The organism is Raineyella fluvialis (assembly GCF_009646095.1).
Lineage (GTDB): Bacteria > Actinomycetota > Actinomycetes > Propionibacteriales > Propionibacteriaceae > Raineyella > Raineyella fluvialis.
In genome coordinates, this window is sequence record NZ_CP045725.1 from 2,219,874 (window position 1) to 2,238,380 (window position 18,507).

Annotated in this window: 21 protein-coding genes and 1 pseudogene; 12 read left to right on the plus strand and 10 right to left on the minus strand. The window is 70.9% G+C overall.

The genetic code is table 11. From position 1 onward, the window contains the following. Positions 1-4 precede the first annotated feature (4 nt). From Rai3103_RS10025 to ccsB, 6 genes are read left to right on the plus strand one after another with little or no spacing between them, the layout of a single operon-like run. Positions 5-655: a histidine phosphatase family protein gene (locus Rai3103_RS10025; RefSeq protein WP_153572487.1), complete on the plus strand. Its 651-nt coding sequence runs from the start codon at positions 5-7 to the stop codon at positions 653-655. Beyond that, on the plus strand, positions 648-1,259 hold the full coding sequence (locus tag Rai3103_RS10030; protein ID WP_228488836.1) for a TlpA family protein disulfide reductase: 612 nt from the start codon (positions 648-650) through the stop codon (positions 1,257-1,259). The genes Rai3103_RS10025 and Rai3103_RS10030 overlap by 8 nt, the downstream gene beginning before the upstream one ends. 47 nt (positions 1,260-1,306) lie before the next feature. Then, positions 1,307-2,023 (plus strand): cytochrome c biogenesis CcdA family protein, encoded by a 717-nt coding sequence (locus Rai3103_RS10035; RefSeq protein WP_153573701.1) that lies wholly within the window; start codon positions 1,307-1,309, stop codon positions 2,021-2,023. Between the two features lie 17 nt (positions 2,024-2,040). After that, positions 2,041-3,687: a cytochrome c biogenesis protein ResB gene (gene resB / locus Rai3103_RS10040; protein ID WP_338420012.1), complete on the plus strand. Its 1,647-nt coding sequence runs from the start codon at positions 2,041-2,043 to the stop codon at positions 3,685-3,687. Beyond that, positions 3,688-3,978, plus strand: coding sequence for a hypothetical protein (locus tag Rai3103_RS10045; protein ID WP_153572488.1), 291 nt, complete (start codon positions 3,688-3,690; stop codon positions 3,976-3,978). Beyond that, entirely contained in the window at positions 3,969-4,688 is a 720-nt protein-coding gene (ccsB, locus tag Rai3103_RS10050) for a c-type cytochrome biogenesis protein CcsB (RefSeq protein ID WP_153572489.1), read from the plus strand. Before Rai3103_RS10045 ends, ccsB begins: the two co-directional genes overlap by 10 nt. Before the next feature lie 27 nt (positions 4,689-4,715). Here the strand turns inward: ccsB and Rai3103_RS10055 are convergent, their stop codons facing one another. After that, on the minus strand, positions 4,716-5,369 hold the full coding sequence (locus Rai3103_RS10055; RefSeq protein WP_194793087.1) for a GOLPH3/VPS74 family protein: 654 nt from the start codon (positions 5,367-5,369) through the stop codon (positions 4,716-4,718). Between the two features lie 67 nt (positions 5,370-5,436). Between Rai3103_RS10055 and Rai3103_RS10060 the strand changes: the two genes are divergently transcribed. The 3 genes from Rai3103_RS10060 to Rai3103_RS10070 are packed head-to-tail and all read left to right on the plus strand — an operon-like array spanning position 5,437 to position 8,113. After that, on the plus strand, positions 5,437-6,849 hold the full coding sequence (locus Rai3103_RS10060; protein ID WP_153572491.1) for a mycothione reductase: 1,413 nt from the start codon (positions 5,437-5,439) through the stop codon (positions 6,847-6,849). Next, the gene (locus Rai3103_RS10065; RefSeq protein WP_153572492.1) at positions 6,846-7,403 is read left to right on the plus strand and encodes a hypothetical protein; all 558 of its coding nucleotides are present in this window, start codon (positions 6,846-6,848) and stop codon (positions 7,401-7,403) included. The genes Rai3103_RS10060 and Rai3103_RS10065 overlap by 4 nt, the downstream gene beginning before the upstream one ends. Then, positions 7,358-8,113 (plus strand): glycoside hydrolase family 3 N-terminal domain-containing protein, encoded by a 756-nt coding sequence (locus tag Rai3103_RS10070; protein WP_153572493.1) that lies wholly within the window; start codon positions 7,358-7,360, stop codon positions 8,111-8,113. The genes Rai3103_RS10065 and Rai3103_RS10070 overlap by 46 nt, the downstream gene beginning before the upstream one ends. 2 nt (positions 8,114-8,115) lie before the next feature. Here the strand turns inward: Rai3103_RS10070 and Rai3103_RS10075 are convergent, their stop codons facing one another. From Rai3103_RS10075 to Rai3103_RS10110, 8 genes are all read right to left on the minus strand, one after another. Beyond that, positions 8,116-8,967, minus strand: a complete 852-nt coding sequence (locus Rai3103_RS10075) for a DUF2510 domain-containing protein (RefSeq protein ID WP_194793089.1) — start codon at positions 8,965-8,967, stop codon at positions 8,116-8,118. A 37-nt stretch (positions 8,968-9,004) separates the two neighbouring features. After that, positions 9,005-9,784 carry a phosphate ABC transporter ATP-binding protein PstB gene (gene pstB / locus Rai3103_RS10080; protein WP_153572495.1) on the minus strand — a complete coding sequence of 260 codons (780 nt, stop codon included), beginning with the start codon at positions 9,782-9,784 and terminating at the stop codon, positions 9,005-9,007. Between the two features lie 25 nt (positions 9,785-9,809). Next, positions 9,810-10,970, minus strand: a complete 1,161-nt coding sequence (gene pstA / locus Rai3103_RS10085) for a phosphate ABC transporter permease PstA (protein WP_153572496.1) — start codon at positions 10,968-10,970, stop codon at positions 9,810-9,812. Further along, complete coding sequence (pstC, locus tag Rai3103_RS10090; protein WP_153572497.1) at positions 10,970-11,926, minus strand: phosphate ABC transporter permease subunit PstC; 957 nt, start codon at positions 11,924-11,926, stop codon at positions 10,970-10,972. Before pstC ends, pstA begins: the two co-directional genes overlap by 1 nt. 191 nt (positions 11,927-12,117) lie before the next feature. Next, positions 12,118-13,221, minus strand: coding sequence for a phosphate ABC transporter substrate-binding protein PstS (gene pstS / locus Rai3103_RS10095; protein WP_228488837.1), 1,104 nt, complete (start codon positions 13,219-13,221; stop codon positions 12,118-12,120). A 229-nt stretch (positions 13,222-13,450) separates the two neighbouring features. Continuing rightward, positions 13,451-14,359, minus strand: a complete 909-nt coding sequence (locus Rai3103_RS10100) for an NUDIX hydrolase (protein WP_194793090.1) — start codon at positions 14,357-14,359, stop codon at positions 13,451-13,453. Positions 14,360-14,390: 31 nt separating this feature from the next. Continuing rightward, positions 14,391-15,269 carry a mycothiol synthase gene (gene mshD, locus Rai3103_RS10105; RefSeq protein WP_153572500.1) on the minus strand — a complete coding sequence of 293 codons (879 nt, stop codon included), beginning with the start codon at positions 15,267-15,269 and terminating at the stop codon, positions 14,391-14,393. A gap of 17 nt (positions 15,270-15,286) precedes the next feature. Next, positions 15,287-15,943, minus strand: a complete 657-nt coding sequence (locus tag Rai3103_RS10110; RefSeq protein WP_338420013.1) for a response regulator transcription factor — start codon at positions 15,941-15,943, stop codon at positions 15,287-15,289. A 187-nt stretch (positions 15,944-16,130) separates the two neighbouring features. Between Rai3103_RS10110 and Rai3103_RS10115 the strand changes: the two genes are divergently transcribed. After that, positions 16,131-16,388, plus strand: a complete 258-nt coding sequence (locus Rai3103_RS10115) for a MoaD/ThiS family protein (protein WP_153572502.1) — start codon at positions 16,131-16,133, stop codon at positions 16,386-16,388. 24 nt (positions 16,389-16,412) lie between these two features. Here Rai3103_RS10115 and dtd read toward each other — a convergent pair whose 3' ends face one another. Next, a complete protein-coding gene (gene dtd / locus Rai3103_RS10120; RefSeq protein WP_153572503.1) occupies positions 16,413-16,874 on the minus strand; it encodes a D-aminoacyl-tRNA deacylase in 462 nt (153 codons plus the stop codon). A 153-nt stretch (positions 16,875-17,027) separates the two neighbouring features. Between dtd and Rai3103_RS10125 the strand changes: the two are divergent. After that, positions 17,028-17,524: pseudogene (locus tag Rai3103_RS10125) on the plus strand (heme-binding beta-barrel domain-containing protein). 347 nt (positions 17,525-17,871) lie between these two features. Beyond that, complete coding sequence (gene ygfZ, locus Rai3103_RS10130; RefSeq protein ID WP_338420014.1) at positions 17,872-18,507, plus strand: CAF17-like 4Fe-4S cluster assembly/insertion protein YgfZ; 636 nt, start codon at positions 17,872-17,874, stop codon at positions 18,505-18,507.

Below are 18,507 nucleotides of genomic sequence, written 5' to 3' on the forward strand. Positions count from 1 at the left end.
CCCGATGACCCACGCCCTTGTGCACCTGTGCCGCCACGGCCAGGTGGAGAACCCCCAGCACGTCCTGTACGGACGGCTCCCGGACTACCACCTCTCCGATCTCGGCCGCCGGATGGCCGACCGGCTGGGGGAGTACTTCACCGGGCGCGACCTGACCCACCTGCGGGTCTCCCCGCTGGAACGCGCCCAGGAGACGATGGCGCCGATCGCCGCGGCTCACGGCCACCTCCCGGTCGTCACCGACGAGGGCGTGATCGAGGCCTGGAACCATCTCCAGGGCCACGTCCTCAACGGGGTCGACTCCGACCTGCGCGATCCGCGACTGTGGCACTACCTGGTCAACCCGTTCCGGCCCTCCTGGGGCGAGCCGTACGTCGAGCAGGTCTCCCGGATGTCGTCGGCGATCCGCGCGGCCGCCGAGGCGGCCGACGGCCACGAGGCGGTGATCGTGTCCCACCAATTGCCGATCTGGATGGCCCGCCGCAGCGCCGAGGGGCACTCGCTCGTGCACAACCCGATGCGCCGCCAGTGCACGCTCGCCTCGGTCACCACGTTCGAGGTCTCCGACGAGGGGATCCGCTTCGCCGGGTACGACGAACCGTGCCGGGACCTGCTGCCCGCCACGAAGCGGAAGGGGTTCGTCGCCGGTGCCTGACCATCGTCCCACCGCGCGTGCTGCCCGATCCGCCGCGGCACTGCTCCTCTGCGTCGGGCTCGCCGGCACGCTGGCCGCCTGCGGCTCGCGGACCTCGGACAACGTCGCCTCGACCCAGGGCGGCTTCGTCAGCGGGGATGGCGGGGTGACGATCCTCGCGGCCGGCAAGCGGCCCGCCGCACCGGTGGTCAGCGGTCCGTCGCTGACCGACCAGAAGACGACCCTGGCGACCAAGGCGTCGCCCGGCAAGGTTCTCGTCCTCAACGTCTGGGGTTCGTGGTGCGCGCCGTGTCGCGCGGAGGCACCCGAACTGGTGAGCGCCGCCGAGAAGACGAAGGACACGGCCGACTTCATCGGTCTCAACACCCGCGACCTGGACCCGATCCCCGCGCAGGCGTTCGTCCGCAGCTTCGGGATCGGCTACCCGAGCATCTACGACCCGTCGGGGACGCTGCTGCTCGAATTCTCCGACCAGTTGCCGCCGTCCGGCATCCCCTCCACCCTGGTCATCGACCGGGACGGGAAGGTCGCGGCGCGGATCATCGGCCGGACCACCGAGGCGACCCTGGTCGGGGTCGTCGAGGACGTGGCGGCCGGGAAGTGATCCCGCTCGATCTCGCCGGCTGGGCGACGCAGGCGGTCGGCGGCTCGATGCTGCTGGCCGTGCCGGTGGCGGCCCTGGCCGGGTTGGTGTCGTTCTTCTCCCCGTGCTGCGTCCCGCTGCTGCCCGGCTACCTGTCGTACGCCACCGGGCTGGGGGCCGCCGACGTGCTCAAGGACGGACGCGCCCATCGGGGCCGGATGCTGCTGGGCAGCTCCCTGTTCGTGCTGGGCTTCGCCGTGGTGTTCGTCGCGGCGGGGGTCGCGGCCGGGACGTTGGGCCGTACCCTGCTGACCCACCAGACCGTCATCTCCCGCGTCATCGGGGTGCTGGCGATCCTGCTCGGGTTGATGTTCGCCGGGGTGATCCCGCTCGGCAATGCCGACCTGCGGATCCATCGGCTGCCGAAGGCCGGCCTGGCGGCCGCGCCGGTGCTCGGTTTCGTGTTCGGGCTGGGCTGGACGCCCTGCATCGGACCGACCCTGTCGATGGTGCTGACCCTGGCGATGAACGAGGGCAGCGCGGTGCGTGGGGGTCTGCTGGCGTTCGTGTACGTGCTGGGCCTGGGCATCCCGTTCGTCGCCGCGGCGTTGGCCTTCACCCGGATGCAGCGGGTCGTCGCCTTCGTCCGCCGCCACCAGCTGGCGGTGCTGCGGATCGGCGGCGTCTCGATGGTCGTCGTCGGGGTGCTGCTGGTGACCGGGCTGTGGGAGCAGGTGATGGCGGCGATGAGGATCTGGGCCGCGGGGTTCGGGACGGTGCTGTGAGCGAGGAGAGAGCTGCTGTGACGATCGATGTGCACACCGACCCTGACCCGACCCCGGATCCCGCGCCCCAGCATCGGCGCCCGGAGAAGAAGCCTCGGCAGGAGCGGGCTGCGGCCCTCACCCTGAAGGAGACCGGCCGCTGGATCTGGACGCAGCTGACGTCGATGCGGACGGCCCTGGTGCTGCTGTTCCTGCTGGCGCTCGCGGCGATCCCGGGCGCCGTCGTGCCCCAGCGCGGCATCCAGCCGGCCAAGGTGCTCGAGTTCCGCGACGCCAATCCGGACCTCTACAAGGTCTACGACAACCTCGGCCTGTTCAACGTCTACACGTCGGCCTGGTTCTCCGCCATCTACCTGCTGCTCTTCATCTCGCTGATCGGCTGCATCCTGCCGCGGATCCGGGTTTACCTGCGGGCGCTGCGGGCCGAACCCCCGGCGACACCGGCCCGGCTGGACCGGCTGCCGGAATCCGCCACCTCCAGCACCAGCCGCGGCGCCGACGAGGTGCTCGACGCGGCCGCCGCCCTGCTGCGCAAGCGCCGGTTCCGGGTCGTCCGCCGCGACGGGTCCGTCGCCGCCGAACGTGGCTACCTGCGTGAGTTCGGCAACCTGCTCTTCCACCTGAGCATGCTGGTGCTGCTGGTCGGGATCGCCTGGAGCACCCTCTTCGGGTACAAGGGCACCTCGATCGTCGTGACCGGCAAGGGCTTCTCCAACAACATCACCCAGTACGACGACTTCACCGGTGGTGGCCTGTTCCGCGCCGGCAACCTCTCGCCGTTCGCGCTCACCCTGGACGCCTTCACCGTACGGTTCGAGACCGGCCCGGTGCAGACCGGGGCCGCCCGGCAGTTCACCGCCGACGTGACGGTGACCGACAGCCCGGGAGCGACGCCGCACCGCGAGGTGCTGGAGGTCAACCACCCGCTCACCGTCGGGGGGACGAACGTCCACCTGATCGCCCACGGCTATGCCCCGATCGTCACCGTGACCGACGGCAACGGCAACGTCGCCTTCAACGGCCCGGTCGTCTTCCTTCCGCAGGACGGCAACTTCACCTCGACCGGGGCGATCAAGGTCCCGGACGCGCGACCGGAGAGCCTCGGCTTCCAGGGCTTCTTCCTGCCGACGGCGACGGTGGACGCCAAGGGACCGCACTCGTTGTTCCCCGACGCGCTGGTGCCCGAGCTGTTCCTCAACGCCTGGGCCGGGGCACCCAAGAAGGAGACGGGCACCCCGCAGAGCGTCTACTCGCTCGACACCAACGGGATGACCCAGATCAAGAGCGCCGACGGCAAGCCGGTGGCCGTCCGTCTCAAGGAGGGTGAGTACCTCGACCTGCCCGACGGCCGCGGTCGGCTCACCTTCGTCGGCTGGCAGCGCTGGGCGAAGCTCCAGGTCTCCTCGACCCCCGGGCTGCCGCTCACCGTCGGCTCCATCGCCGCCGCGATCATCGGCCTGATGCTGTCGCTGTTCATCCGGCCCCGCCGACTCTGGGCCCGCGCCGTCGAGGGCGAGGACGGCCGCACCCTGGTGGAGGTGGGCGGCCTGGACCGTGCCGACGCGCGGACCGGACTCGATGACGAAGTGGCGGCGGTACTGGCGGTGATGGATGATCCGGTGGAGGATGATTCAGCGACGACGACGTCCGAAGGGATGAAGTAGATGGACTTCGCGGCCTATTCGAACCTGGCCATGATGACCGCCTGGTTGCTCTACCTGGTGGCCATGGGCGTCTTCGGCGTCGAGTGGGCGATGGCCCGCCGGGTGCCCGACGACACCGCCCAGGAAGCGAGCACGCCCGAGCGCGAGGCCGTCCTGGTCGGGGCGGCGGCCTCGGCCGCGGGGAGCCCCCCAGCGTACGGACCTCCCGCAGTGTCAAGACCTCCGTCGAGGCCGCCCCGGCGCCGGCGCCGGAGAAGAGTGATCGGTGGGGCCGTCTCGCGATGGCACTGACCGCGGTGGCCTGGCTCAGCAACGCCCTCGGCGCCGTCTTCCGCGGCATCGCGGCGCAGCGCTTCCCGTGGGGCAACATGTACGAGTTCACCCTCACCACGATCGCCTTCATCGTGCTCGCCTACCTGGTCCTCGCCCAGCGGTTCCGGATGCGCTGGCTCGGCCTGCCGGTGACGCTGCTGGCCACCATCGGCATCGGGCTCGCCGTCGAGGTCTTCTACGTGGCCGTCGCCGACCTGGTGCCGGCGCTGCACTCGATGTGGTTCGTCGTGCACATCGTCGCCGCCTCCATCGCGGGCGCCCTGTTCAACCTCGGCAGTCTGCTGTCCGTGCTCTACCTCCTGCGCAAGCGGGCCGACGAGAAGGGCACGACCCGCGGCTGGCTCGCGCAGCTGCCGGGCCTGAAGACGCTCGACCTGTGGGCCTACCGGACCACCGCCATCGGGTTCCCGTTGTGGACGTTCGCGGTGGCCGCCGGAGCGGTCTGGGCCCAGTACGCCTGGGGCCGGTTCTGGGGCTGGGACCCCAAGGAGACCTTCTCCCTGGTGACCTGGGTGATCGTCGCCGCCTATCTGCACGCCCGGCTGACGGCCGGTTGGAAGGGGTCGAAGGCCGCGATCCTGTCGGTCATCGTGCTGGTGGCCTTCTGGTTCAACTTCATCGGCGTGAACCTGATCTTCTCCGGTCTGCACTCCTACGCCGGCATCTGACGGGCGGACCTGCGGTCTGCGGCCCGGTCAGGCGGTCGTGGCCTGCTGGGCCGTCCGGATCCGGTTGACCGTCGTCGCCACCCAGGAGGACTCCCGCACCTGCGCGGCGAGCCGCTGGATCATCCGCACCCGCCCCGCCAGACCCATCCGCCGGGCGACCGGGGTGATGGCGCCGATGGCGCTGAGCAGGGCCGTCGCCGAGGCACACTCCATGTCGTCGGTCGCTTCCCGATAGGGTGCGGACGTCCACCAGTGCCCGAGCCTCTCCTCGAACGGCTCCGTGGCGTCCGGCGTCCGCGCTGGCCACTCGTCGATCGGTAGGAAGACCAGCACCCGGCCGACCCGGTGGGAGACGACGCCGCGATCCTCCAGCCGCTGGTAGAGCGCCGGACGGATCCCCGTCTTGATCCGGTGGATCGCGGCGACCGGGCGTCGGTCGGCCCCGTCGAGCGCCGCCAGCACCCGGTCGAGCACGTCGTCGCCGGTCGGCCGGTCGTCCAGGACACGGATCCTGCCCGGGCGGCGGGGACGGTCCGGTGCGTCCACGTCGATCCGGCCGCTGCGCCACAACTGTCCGAGCACCGATCCCGCCAACGCCAGGTCCGCCATGTTCCAGGGGACGACGAGGCGGCCGGTGCGCCGGTCCGTCAGCACCAACAGGAGGTTCTCCGCCCAGAGCATGTCCCCACTGTAGGCGGCTGCCGGTCGCCGGCGGCCCGCCGTGACGGCACTCACTAGAGTGGCACCCATGCGTCATGTCGATCTGTGTGTCATCGGTAGCGGCTCCGGCAACAGCATCGTCGACGAGAGGTTCGCCGATCGCCGGGTCGCCATCGTCGATGCCGGGGTCGGCCCGCAGCAGGCCTTCGGCGGGACCTGCCTCAACCTCGGATGCATCCCGACCAAGATGTACGTCTACCCGGCCGACCTCGCCGCCGAGGTCGACCACGCCAGGGCGCTCGGCGTCGACCTGCGGCTCGACGGGGTGCACTGGCGGGCCATCCGGGACCGCATCTTCGGGCGGATCGACCCCATCGCCGAGGCCGGTCGGCGGTGGCGCGCCTCCGGCATGGCGAACGTCGAGCTGCTCCGCGGGCGGGCCCACTTCGTCGGACCGCGCGCCCTGCGCGTCGTGGGCGCCGAGGGGGCCGCCGAGGACCTCACCGCCGACCAGGTGGTCATCGCCGCGGGATCCCGGCCCCGCTCGGTCGACGTCCCCGGCGCCGACCGTGTGGTGCTGCACACCAGCGACACCGTGATGCGGCTGGAGGAGCTTCCCCGGGAGATGGTCATCGTGGGCGGCGGCTACATCGGCCTGGAGTTCGCCCACGTCTTCGCGTCGTTCGGCGTCGACGTGACCATCCTCAACCGGGCCGGGATGCTGCTGCGCAAGGAGGACGAGGACGTCGCCCTGCGCGCGACCCAGGTCGCCTCCCAGCGCTGCCACGTGCACCTCCAGCAGCACCTGGACGCCTTCGAACCCTTGGACGGCGGCCGGATCCGGGTGCGCGCCACCGGCCCGAGCGGTCCGCGGGCGTACGACACGGACCTCGTCCTCGTCGCCATCGGGCGCATCCCCAACGGTGACAGGCTCGGGGTCGAGGCGACCGGCCTGACCCTCACCCCTGACGGCCGGATCCCGGTCGACGAGCACCAGCGCACGCCGGTCGAGGGGATCTGGGCGCTGGGAGACGTCTCCTCCCCGTATCTGCTCAAGCATGTGGCGAACGCCGAGGCACGTACGGTGCAGCACAACCTCCTCCACCCCGATGACCTCGTCGCCACCGACCACCGCTTCGTGCCGCATGCCGTCTTCGGGTCACCGCAGATCGCCGCGACCGGGCTCACCGAGCAGGAGGCCCGCGGCCGTGGGCTCCGCTACATCACCGCCACGCAGGACTACCGGGACGTGGCGTACGGGTGGGCGATGGAGGACGACGGGCACTTCTGCAAACTGCTGGCCGACCCCGCCACCGGGCAGCTGCTGGGGGCCCACATCATCGGTCCGCAGGCATCGGTGCTGCTCCAGCCGCTGGTGCAGGCGGCGGCCCTCGGCCTCGATCTGCGTACGCTCGCCCGCAGCCAGTACTGGATCCACCCCGCCCTCACCGAGGTCGTCGAGAACGCCCTGCTCGCCCTCCCCTGGCCGGAGGCGGCATGAGGAGGCTCGGACGGCGCCGTGCGGTGGTCCCGGTCGGACTGCTCGTCGCTCTCGGCCTGACGGCCTGCGCCGGCCCCGGGGCAGGCTCCGCCGGCCCCGTCGCACCGCCCTTGTCACCAGGGATGGCCGGGGCGACCGCTCAGGCCCCGGCGCCGGTCCTGCCGACGGGCTCCGGCACGCCCGTCGTGCCCGGCGTGCCCGGCGTCGTCCCCGCCGACAGCTGCCGGCTGGTCGTCGAGAAGATGTCGCCTGCGGAGCTGGCGGGCCAGTTGGTCATGGTGGGGCACGACCTCAAGGGCGCCACCGCGAGCGGCACCGCCCAGCTCGTCGCGTCCCAGCACCTCGGTGGGGTCCTCCTGATGAACAACAGCACGGCGGGGGTGGAGGCCGTCCGGACCGTGACCGACGCCATCCGGGCCGATGCCGGCCGGACCGGGAAGGGGCTGCTGATCACCGTCGACCAGGAGGGGGTCAGGTGCGGCGGCTGTCAGGTCCCGGCTTCGCGCCGATGCCGTCGGCCGCCGACCAGGGCCGGTGGGCACCGGACGACCTGACCACGCAGGCGACCCGGTGGGGGCAGGACCTCCATGGGGCCGGCGTCGACGTCGACCTCGCCCCGGTCGCCGACGTCGTCCCCGCTGATCTCGCGGCGGTGAACCAACCCGTCGCGAAGTGGGGCCGCGGCTTCGGGTCGGACCCGGCCGCTGTCAGTGCTCACGTCGCGGCCGCCGTGACCGGTCTACGGGCCGGCGGCACGGGGGCGGCCGTCAAGCATTTCCCGGGCCTCGGCCAGGTCGTGGGCAACACCGATGTGGCCACCGGCGTGACCGACGACCGGACCACGCGGGGTGACGCCCTGCTGGCCCCGTTCGCCGCCGGGATCAGTGCCGGGACGGACATGGTGATGGTCTCCTCGGCCCGCTACTCGAGGATCGACCCGGCCCAGCCGGCCATCTGGTCGGAGGTGGTGATCCGCGACATGCTCCGTGGTGACCTCGGCTGGCACGGGGTCGTGGTGTCGGACGACCTGGGCGTGGCGGCCCAGGTGCAGTCGGTTCCGGCGGGGGAGCGGGCTGTCCGGTTCCTCGCCGCCGGTGGGGACGTGGCGGTGACCGTCGATCCGGCCCTGGCCGATGACATGGTGTCCGCGATCGCGGATCGGGTCGGGTCGGACCCGGCCTTCGCCGCCTCGGTGCAGGAGAGCGTGGTCCGGGTGCTCGATCTCAAGGTCGAGCACCGGCGGGCCCACTGCCGGCCCGCGTGACCTCAGCCGTCGACCCGTAGCCCGGCCAGCGCCTGCCGCGCCGGCTCGACCAGTTCGGGGGTGGTGTCGGGGATCGATGCGTAGAAGATGCCCGAGCTGGACGGCCCGGTGCGGACGATCGCGACCAGCAGCAGCTCGCCCTTGGTCCGCAGGCCGTTGATGTCGAAGGACAGCTTCGACTCCACCAGCCAGGCCTCGTGCCCGTCGATCGTGGTGGCCGCGTTGCGGACGTCATGGCGGGTCACCTGCGCGTCGCCGTAGAACCTCCCGATGACGCAGTCGACGACGATCCGGGCGCCGTCCTGGGGGCTGAAGAAGCCGTCGCCGGCGTAGAGGTCACCGACCATCACGGTCGCCACCCAGGAGCTGCCGCGGCCGTCGAAGTTCGACTGGACCAGGACCAGTTGCTGGTGGACGTCGCGGGCGAACGGCACCTCGGTCTCCGGCAGCACGTCGCCGAAGGGCTGACTGAGCTGGGGGAAGGACAGCTTGCCGCCGTGCACCCGCCCGTCCGTGGGAGCGGCGACCGGTGTGGGCGTCTCCCCGGTCGCCGGGGGACACACCTGGGTGGAGGCCTGCCCGCCGGGGCTGGCTGAGGGCACCAGGCTGCGCCCCAGACGTACGGCGCCGACGACGACGAGGGCGAGGACGACGACCACCGCACCGGCGGCGAGCCACCAGCCGACCGCCCGGCGACGGTCGGGCCGGTCGGGCTGGTCCGAGCCCGGCGGCGGCGCGAGCGGAGGCGCGGAGGGCGCCCGGCGGACCGCAGGGGTCCACTGGACGCCGTCCCAGTAGCGCAACATCCCCGGGGCCCCCGAGGGGTCCGGGTACCAGCCCGCCTGTGTGCTCACCCCCGCAGTGTACGAGTCGCCCAGCCCTCCCGGAGGATCAGCCGAAGCGGCCGGAGACGTAGTCCTCGGTCTGCTTGTTCGCCGGGTTGGAGAAGATCCGCTCGGTGTCGTCGTACTCGATCAGGTGGCCCGGCTTGCCGGTGCCGGCGATGTTGAAGAAGCCGGTCTTGTCCGAGACACGCGCCGCCTGTTGCATGTTGTGCGTGACGATGACGACGGTGTACTGCTCCTTGAGCTCCTCGATCAGGTCCTCGATCGCGAGGGTGGAGATCGGGTCGAGTGCGGAGCAGGGCTCGTCCATCAGGATCACCTCGGGCTCGACCGCGATGGTGCGGGCGATGCAGAGGCGCTGCTGCTGTCCACCGGACAGCCCGGAGCCGGGCCGGTCGAGCCGGTCCTTGACCTCGTTCCACAGGTTCGCCCCTGTCAGCGAGCGCTCGACGATCTCGTCCGCCGCGGAGCCACTGAGGCGCCGGCCGTTGATCTTGTAGCCCGCCAGCACATTGTCCCGGATCGACATGGTCGGGAACGGGTTCGGCCGCTGGAAGACCATGCCGACCAGGCCGCGAACGTTCACCGGGTCCACCCCGGGGCCGTAGATGTCGTCGTCGTCGAGGAGCATCTGGCCGGAGACATGGGCGCCCGGGATCACCTCGTGCATCCGGTTGATGCTGCGCAGGAAGGTGGTCTTGCCGCAGCCCGACGGGCCGATGAAGGCGGTCACCGTACGCGGCTCGATCTGGATGTCGACGCCCTCGACGGCGAGGAAGTCGCCGTAGTAGACGTTGACGTCCTTGGCTTGGATTCGCTTGGACATTGACTTTCCTTTTGTGTCGGCGAGCTCAGCGGCCCGAGGTCTTGGGCGCGAATCGGCGCGCGACGAGGCGGGCGACGAGGTTGAGGCCCATCACCACGACGATCAGCACCAGGGCCGCGCCCCAGGCCCGGTCGGTGGAGGGCTGCGCGGCCGCCGGTGCGGTCGGGTTCATCAGTTGCCGGTAGATGAAGACCGGCAGGGACATCATCCAGCCGTGGAAGAGGTTCCAGTTCACCTGGGTGGCGACTCCCGCCGTGACCAGGATCGGCGCGGTCTCCCCGACCACCCGGGCGATGGCCAGCGTGACACCGGAGGCGATGCCCGAGATGGCCGTCGGGATGACCACCTTGAAGATGGTGCGCCACTTGCGGATGCCGAGGGCGTAGGAGGCTTCCCGCAGTTCGTTCGGCACCACCCGCAGCATCTCCTCGGTGGACCGGACGACGACCGGGATCATCAGCACCGACAGGGCGATGGCGGCGGTGATGCCCATGATCTGCTTGCCGCCCGACACACCTCCGAGCACCCAGTTGAAGATCGTCAGCATGATGCCGGCGGCGAAGAGACCGGCGACGATCGAGGGGATGCCGGTCATCACGTCGACGAGGAACGTGATCATCCGGGTGAACCAGTTGCCGCGGCTGTACTCGACCAGCCAGATGGAGGTGAGCAGGCCGATCGGGACCGAGATCACGGTGGCCGCGACGGTGATCAGCAGCGAGCCGATCAGCGCGTGCCCGATGCCGCCGCTGAGCGGCGCACCGCGCTGCACGGTGGCGCGATCAGCGAGGCCGGTGACCGAGGACATGTCCTGGGTGAGGAAGCCCGGGTGGACGAGCGTCGGGGCGCCGACCGACACGACCGTCCAGATGATGGAGACCAGGGGGATGACGGCAAGCAGGAAGGCGACCCAGACCAGGCCGCTCCACAGGCTGTCCTGAGCATGCCGGCGCCCCTCGACGACGTAGGCCCAGCTCGTGTGGCCGACCAGGAACAGCACCGCGGTGACGACGGCGAAGGCGGCCCACCCCCAGCCGGAGGCGAGCGCGACGACGGCTCCGATGACGACGGCGGCGGTCAGGGCGGCCGGCCGTGCCCAGCGGGGGAGCTGGCCCGCGGTCAGGGCGTTGACGGGGCCGGCCGAGCGCTGGGGACGCTGGTCCGGGGTCCGGGTGAGGGTGGACATCAGTTGGCTCCCGAGAACTCTGCGTAGCGGCTCACGATCCAGCGGGCCATCATGTTCACGACCAGGGTGATGATGAACAGCACCAGGCCCGCCGCGATCAGCTCGCTCTGGCGCATCCCGAAGGCCTCCGGGAAGTTCAGGGCGATCTCGGCCGGGATGGTGTTGTTACCGACCCCGATCAGATTGGGGGTGAGGCCGCCGCGGGACAGCACCAGCGTCACGGCCATCGTCTCGCCCAGTGCCCGCCCCAGACCCAGCATGATCGCCGACACGATGCCGTTACGGGCGAACGGGAAGACCGCGGCCCGGATCATGTCCCACTTCGTCGCGCCGAGGGCCAGAGCGGCCTCCTGGTGGAGGCTGGGAGTCTGGATGAAGATCTCCCGGCACTGCGAGGTGATGATCGGCAGGATCATCACCGCGAGCACCAGGGCCGCCGTCAACAACGTCCGCCCGGTGGTGGACGGGGTGCCGAAGACGGGGATGAAGCCGAGGTACTTGTTGAGCCAGTGGTAGCCGGGGACGAGCGCGGGCCCGAACACGGTGAAACCCCAGGCGCCGTACACGACCGACGGGATGGCGGCCAGCAGGTCGACCACGTACCCGACGCCCTTGGAGAACCGGGCCGGTGCGTAGTGCGAGATGAAAAGGGCCACCCCGACGGCGACCGGGGTGGCCACCAGTAGGGCGATCAGGGCGGCGATCAGGGTGCCCACGACGAGCGGGCCGACATAGGCCCAGAACGACGTGCCCACCGAGATCTGGGACGGTGCGGCCGTCATGGCCGGCAGCGACTCCAGGACCAGGTAGAGGGTGACGAGGGCCAGCACGACGAAGATGAGGACCCCGGCGGCCAGGGTGAGGCCGCCGAAGATCTTGTCACTCGCACGCCCCGCGGCACCGCCTCGCTCCAGGTCGCTGGGGGAGCCGGGTGGAGTCACAGTGGTCTCGGACATGTATTCCTCCTTACGGGGTGTGAGAGCTCTTGGGGGTGAGGGGGACCGATCGTCCCCAGTCTGCCGTGCCCGAAATGCTTCGTCACGGCGGGGTGAGGTCAGGCGATGGAACGCCGGACAGCCGCCGGGGGCCCGAAGGCTCCCGGCGGCTGTCCGGATGTCACCGGAACGCTGGATCGTGGGGCACGATCTCAGGCGCTCTTGATCGCGGCGATCGCGGCCGCCGCCTCCTTCTGGGTGGCCGGATCCAGCGGAGCCGAGCCGGCGGCGTCGTGAGCGGCCTTCTGCCCGTCGGCCGAGACCACGTAGGTGCCGAACGCCTTGGCGACGTCGGCGGTGGCCTTGTCCTTGTAGGTGGTGCAGAACACCTGGTAGGACAGCAGGACGACCGGGTAGGTCGAGGAGTCCTTGGAGGTGCGGTCGATCTTCACGGCCATGTCGCCGGGGGCCTCGCCGCCGACCTTCTTCGCCGCGGCGACGGTCTTGGCGGAAGCCTCCGGGCTGTACTTCACGTAGTTGTCGCCGACCTTGACGGCGACGGTGCCCAGCGAACCGACGGCGGAAGCGTCGGCGTAGGTGATGGCACCCTCGGTGGACTGGGTCAGCGAGACCACACCGGTGGTCTGCTGGGCCGACTCCTGGCCGGTGTACTTGGCCGGCCAGGTCTGGGCGGCCTTGTCGGACCAGGTGCTCGGGGCGGCCTGGTTCAGGTAGTCGGTGAAGTTCTGGGTGGTGCCGGAGTCATCGGCGCGGTGCACGACGGTGATCTTCGTGCTCGGCAGGGTGACACCCGAGTTCTGGTCGGCGATGGCCGGGTCGTTCCAGGTGGTGATCTTGCCGGCGAAGACCTTGGCGATGGTGTCGGCGTCCATCTTGATGTTCTCCTTGACCGACGGCAGGTTGTACGCAACCGCGATCGGGGAGATGTACACCGGGATGTTGATGGCGCCGTCGGTGCCACAGATCGACTTCGACTTCTCCCACTCGTCCGCCTTGAGGGCGGCGTCGGAGCCGGCGAACATGTACTGGCCGTTGAGGAAGCCGGTGCGGCCCGCGCCAGAGCCGACCGGGTTGTACTGGACAGCCACGCCGGGCTGGGCGCCCTTGAAGCCGTCGGTCCAGGCGGTCATCGCGGACTCCTGCGCGGACGAGCCGCCGCCGGAGAGCGTCCCGGTCAGGGTGCCGCTGCTCTTGGAGGCAGTGGCGCCGGACTGGGAGGAGTTGGAGCAGGCCGACAGACCCAGCACCAGGGCGGTGGCAGCAGCGACGGTAGCGCCAACACGCGAGATCTTCACGAGGTTCCCTTCGGGACGATGATGGTCGAGCATGGGGCCGCACAGGCTGGTCCCAGGAGGGGACGTTAGGTGGGGGTGGTGACGCGATGCCCATGTTTCGGTGAACACTCGGTGAACAGGGGCATGCTTCCGGTCACGATTTGGTCACGCGTCCAAGGATCAGGGCGCCGTCCGGGTCAGCTGGCGCCATCGTGACCCCACCATTGCGCGGACCATGGTGTGACCGCACTCATGCGTCGTCGGAGAAGACGAAGTGGTCGGGGGCGAGTTGGGACGTGCCGTCTGCCGAGACGTACGCGACCACGGAGTCGGCCGGGCCGAAGAGGCGATCCTCGAGTCCCAGCGCAGCCAGCATCAGCGGCAGCACGGGCCGATGTCCACAGACCGCGGTGGGGAGGGACGCGGTGCCGGCTCGGACGGCCAGGTCACCGGTGGCCGCGGTCGCCGCCGCCGGCTCACTCGCCGCGACGTCCTCGTCGAGGGCGGCGAGCGGGCGCACCTGGAGGCCGGCGAGGCCGGCATACGGGGCCAGAGTGTCGATGCAGCGGACAGCGCGGGAGCTGACCACCTCGCGGACGCCGAAGGCGGTGAGCAGGGCGATCAGGGCCAGGGACTGGCGATGACCCCGTGCGGTGAGCGGACGGCGGCGATCCTCCTGGCTCCACTTGGCGCGGGCGAGCGCCTTGCCGTGGCGGACGACGATGAAGGGCACCAGGCGCCCACGCTCCATGGCCTGGTCCACGAGCCGGCGGTCCGACTCGAAGGTGAGCAGGGAGACCGCCTCCTCGGTCGCCACCCAGCGCACCTCGTCGGTCTCCGGGTCCGGGGCCGGGCCCTCGTCGGCGACCGGCACCGCGACCCACCAGTGGACCTCCTTCGGGCGTCCGTTCACCGGGTAGGCACTGGTGTCGAGGCGAGCCCCGAGCCGTACGACCCACCCGGTCTCCTCCCGGACCTCCCGGACGGCCGTCACCGGCAGCGACTCACCGGGGTCGACGTGGCCCTTGGGCAGTGACCAGTCGTCGTAGCCCGGACGGTGCACCACGAGCACCTCATGCGTTCCCGCTTGGGTGGGCGACGGACGCAGCACGACGGCACCTGCGGCCAGCACCGGACTCGTGCTCGTACTGCTCGTCATCGGGGGAAGCCTGTTCTCGAGGGAGTGACGCTCAGGCGGGAGCGTACAACACGTCCTTGTGCGTGGTGCGGAACCCGTGCGCCCGGTAGAGGCCGATCGCGGTCTCCTGGTCACCCTCCACGTACAGCTGCACCCGCTGGCCTCGTTCATCGGCCATGTGCCGCATCCCGGCCCGCAGCAGGGCCTTGCCGATGCCGCCGCCGTGCAGGTCCGGGTCGACCCCGATGACGTAGACCTCCCACAGCGCACTGTCGTGCCGCTTGGTCCAGTGGAAGCCGACGACCTGCCCGTCCCGCTCGGCGACGAGCAGATCCTCCGCGCGGAACCACGGCTCGGCCCGGCGTGCCGCGAAGTCGGCGGTGTCCATGGCGCCCTGCTCCGGATGGTGGGCGAACGCGCGGGCGTTGACGTCCAGCACGGCCGCCTCGTCGTCGGCCCGGAAGCCGCGGATCGTCACACCGGCCGGGAGGCGTAGGGAGGGGACGGTGTCCAGCAGTGACTCCATCACCAGCAACTCCCGGACGGGTCGCAGTCCGTTGGTCCGGGCGAAGCCGCGTGCGGCGGGCAGGTCGCCGAAGGACCAGACGGCGCCCGTCGCGCCGTCCGGCACGATCGCCAGTGCCGTCGCCAGGACGGCGGTGCCGAGCCCGGTGAACCGGGCCTCGGGCGCCACGGCGAGCTGGATCGTCTCCGCGGCGCCAGTGTGCTGCAGGTTCGCGTACGCCTCGGGACCGGTCGGCCCGACCAGCAGAATGTGGCGAGCGCTGCGGGCGCCGGACTCGAGGCTCATCCGGGCCGCCTCGTTGAGGGGATCGGTGCCGTCGACCGCCGTGACCTCGGCCACCAGGGCCAAGATCTGGGCCCGCTGGGTGGCGTCGAGTTCGTCGAGGACTTCCGGCTCAAAGCGCATGGCGCCCACCGTAGCGACTAGTTCCCGGCCTCGGGGACCAGTCGGTACCCGACGTTGCGGACGGTGCCGATGATGCCCTCGTACTCCGGCCCCAGCTTGGCCCGGAGCCGACGGACGTGGACGTCGACCGTACGGGTACCGCCGAAGTAGTCGTAGCCCCAGACATCGGCGAGCAGTTGCTCACGGCTGAACACCCGGCCGGGGTGCTGGAGAAGGTACTTCAGCAGTTCGAACTCGGTGTAGGTGAGATCGAGCGGTTGGCCGTTGACGGAGGCGGCGTAGCTCGCCTCGTCGATGGTCACGCTGCCGGCGGAGATCACCTCGTCACGGCCGACCGGTGAGGTCACCAACCGCAACCGCGCCTCGAGCTCGGCGGGGCCCGCACTGGACAGCACGAAGTCGTCGAAGCCCCAGTCGGTGGACAGCGCCGGCAGGCCGCCCTCGCCGGTGACCAGCAGGATCGGCGCGTGCTTGCCGCTGGTGCCGATGACGCGGGTGAGGGCCCGGGCCGCGGTCAGCGCGGTGGTGGCGTCGATCAGGATGACGTCCGGCAGTTGGGCATGCAGCAGCACCGCGGCGTCCAGCGGCGCCAGAGCCACTTGGTGCGGCAGCAGGGCGAGGGAGGAGAGCACGCTCTCCGTGTCGCCGCGCGTCGTCATCAGCAGTAGTTGCACCGTGGTCACCTCCGGGAGAAAAGTACCGCGACGAGGCGGTCCGGTGATGCAGGACGGGCGCATCCGGAGGTGCGCTTTCGCTCGGATCCCCCGTGATCACGGGGATCGGGACCTGTGACGCCATCACACCGCAACAGGCTTGTTACGCGCCCGGAACATCTCTTGCCCGGCGTGCGAGCATGTCCCCATGGCCACGATCACCATCCGATACTGGGCCGGCGCCCGGGAGGCGGCCGGCGTCGCCGCCGAGGAGTTCGATGCCCCGACGGTCGACGACGCGCTCCGGCAGGCCGGCACTGCCCGCGGTGGGGACGCCGAGTTCACCCGCGTGATCGGGCTGTGCTCGTTCCTGCTGGACGGGCGGCGGCTGGGCGTGGAGGATCGTACGCGTCCGCTCACCGGCGCCGTGGAACTGGAGGCGCTACCGCCCTTCGCCGGCGGCTGAGGCCTTCTCGTTCGACGACCTCGTTCAACGATCTCGTTCGGGTCCGGTCGGGGCCAGCGGGGGCTGGTCCATCACCACGGTCACCGGCCCGTCGTTCACCAGGGCGACCTGCATCATCGCGCCGAACTCCCCTGTCTCGACCGTGGCGCCGAGCCCGCGCAGCGCCGCGACGAACGCCTCGACCAAGGGCTCGCTGACCGGGCGGGGCGCGGCGGCGCTCCAGCCGGGGCGGCGGCCCTTGCGGGTGTCGGCGTACAGGGTGAACTGCGAGACGACCAGGATCGGGGCACCCAGGTCGGCGCAGGACCGCTCGTCGTCCATGATCCGCAGGTTCCAGATCCGCTCGGCCAGCCGCTGGGCGTACGCCTCCGTGTCGTCATGGGTGACCCCGAGCAGAACGAGCAGGCCGGGGCCCTCGACGGCGCCCACCGTCCGTCCCTCCACCGTCACCGACGCCTGACCGACCCGCTGGACCACTGCACGCACGGCGACGACCCTACCCCGCTGGTGCGCCGCCCTAGACTGGCCCGGTGGCGACCTTCTACTCCGCACTCCTGATCGCTGTGTGCGTGCTCGTGGGCCTGCTGGCCCTGTACGGGATCGTCCGCCTGACCATCACCAGACAAGGACGGAACTGACATGTTCGAGATTCGCCCCGACCTCCATCCCTCGCTCGTCCCGTTGGCGTGGATGATCGGTCGTTGGGAGGGCACCGGCAGGGGCCAGTGGCCCGGCCAGGGCGAGTTCGAGTACGGGCAGGTCGTCGAGTTCACCGAGAACGGTGGGGACTATCTGCATTACCTCTCCCAGACGTTCATCGCCGATGCGGAGGGCCGCCCGGTGGCCCCACGGTCGATGGAGACGGGCTTCTGGCGTCCGCAGGCCGATCGGTCCATGGAGGTCGTGATGTGTCACCCCGAGGGTACTCCGAGGTCTGGTACGGCACCGTCGAAGGCGCGAAGATCGAGCTCGTCACCGACGCCGTCGCGCGCACGGCGACGGCCCCGGGTTACACCGGCGGCCAGCGTCTCTACGGCCAGGTCGACGGTGACCTGTTGTGGACCTTCGACCGCTCCACCACCGAGCACGAATTGCAGCCCTACATGTGGGCCCGGCTCAAGCGCACCGCGGTCTGAGGCGGCGCCATGGGACTCGTACGCGCCGAGAGTGGCGCCGACGCCGGAGCCGTGGTGCACTGTGGCGACCCGATCCGTGAGCAGCGTGGCCTGGAGGCCGGACGTGGCTGGGTGGACCTCTCGCACCGCGGGGTGTTCACCGTCAGCGGGCCGGACCGGCTGACCTGGCTGCACGCCATCACCACCCAGCACCTGACCGCGCTGGCCCCCATCGGGGCACCAGTGCCCTCCTGCTCGACCACACCGGTCACATCGAGCACGCCCTGTTCCTCGTCGACGACGGCGAGGTCCTCTGGGGCCACACCGAACCGGGACGGGTCGGCGCCCTCGTCGAGTTCCTCGACCGGATGCGGTTCCTCAGCCGGGTGGAGGTCACCGATCGTACGGACGACGTCGCGGTGGTCTGGACCGTTGAGGACCCGGCCGCCTTCCCCGCGCCGCTGGTCACCCGGACCGCCGACGACTCGTTGGGTGGCACCGACCTGTTCCTGCCCCGCGCGACCCTCGAGGACCTCGCCGAGCGGCCGGACCGGGCCGGCTTGTGGGCGTACGAGGCGCGGCGGATCGCGGCGGGCATCGCCAGGATCGGGCTGGACACCGACGAGCGCACGATCCCCAACGAGATCGGGGTGCTCGGCGGTGCCGTCCACATGGACAAGGGGTGCTACACCGGCCAGGAGACGGTGGCGCGGGTGTGGAACCTGGGCCGGCCGCCCCGCCGTCTGGTCCGTCTCCAGCTCGACGGCTCGATGGACCGCTTGCCGGTGCACGGGGAGCCCGTCGCGCTCCGGGACGCGCCGGACCGGCCGATCGGGTTCGTCGGATCAGCCGCCCGCCACCACGAGCAGGGCCCGATCGCCCTGGCGCTGGTGAAGCGCTCCACTCCTGTCGACGCCGACCTGGTCGTGGGCGACGTCGCGGCGGCCCAGGAGGTCCTGGTCGACCCGGAGGCCGGCCTGCACGTACGTCCCGGCCGCGGCTGA

Bases quoted from the DNA above. Each gene is read 5' to 3' on its own strand.
- pstA (WP_153572496.1), bottom strand. From the start codon at position 10,970: ATGTCCACCCTCACCCGGACCCCGGACCAGCGTCCCCAGCGCTCGGCC.
- Rai3103_RS10035 (WP_153573701.1), top strand. From the start codon at position 1,307: ATGCTGCTGGCCGTGCCGGTGGCGGCCCTGGCCGGGTTGGTGTCGTTC.
- Rai3103_RS10045 (WP_153572488.1), top strand. From the start codon at position 3,688: ATGGACTTCGCGGCCTATTCGAACCTGGCCATGATGACCGCCTGGTTG.
- Rai3103_RS10070 (WP_153572493.1), top strand. From the start codon at position 7,358: ATGCCGTCGGCCGCCGACCAGGGCCGGTGGGCACCGGACGACCTGACC.
- ygfZ (WP_338420014.1), top strand. From the start codon at position 17,872: ATGCGGTTCCTCAGCCGGGTGGAGGTCACCGATCGTACGGACGACGTC.
- Rai3103_RS10065 (WP_153572492.1), top strand. From the start codon at position 6,846: ATGAGGAGGCTCGGACGGCGCCGTGCGGTGGTCCCGGTCGGACTGCTC.
- pstC (WP_153572497.1), bottom strand. From the start codon at position 11,926: ATGTCCGAGACCACTGTGACTCCACCCGGCTCCCCCAGCGACCTGGAG.
- mshD (WP_153572500.1), bottom strand. From the start codon at position 15,269: ATGCGCTTTGAGCCGGAAGTCCTCGACGAACTCGACGCCACCCAGCGG.
- ccsB (WP_153572489.1), top strand. From the start codon at position 3,969: ATGGCACTGACCGCGGTGGCCTGGCTCAGCAACGCCCTCGGCGCCGTC.
- Rai3103_RS10060 (WP_153572491.1), top strand. From the start codon at position 5,437: ATGCGTCATGTCGATCTGTGTGTCATCGGTAGCGGCTCCGGCAACAGC.
- Rai3103_RS10025 (WP_153572487.1), top strand. From the start codon at position 5: ATGACCCACGCCCTTGTGCACCTGTGCCGCCACGGCCAGGTGGAGAAC.
- Rai3103_RS10100 (WP_194793090.1), bottom strand. From the start codon at position 14,359: ATGACGAGCAGTACGAGCACGAGTCCGGTGCTGGCCGCAGGTGCCGTC.
- Rai3103_RS10115 (WP_153572502.1), top strand. From the start codon at position 16,131: ATGGCCACGATCACCATCCGATACTGGGCCGGCGCCCGGGAGGCGGCC.
- pstB (WP_153572495.1), bottom strand. From the start codon at position 9,784: ATGTCCAAGCGAATCCAAGCCAAGGACGTCAACGTCTACTACGGCGAC.
- Rai3103_RS10055 (WP_194793087.1), bottom strand. From the start codon at position 5,369: ATGCTCTGGGCGGAGAACCTCCTGTTGGTGCTGACGGACCGGCGCACC.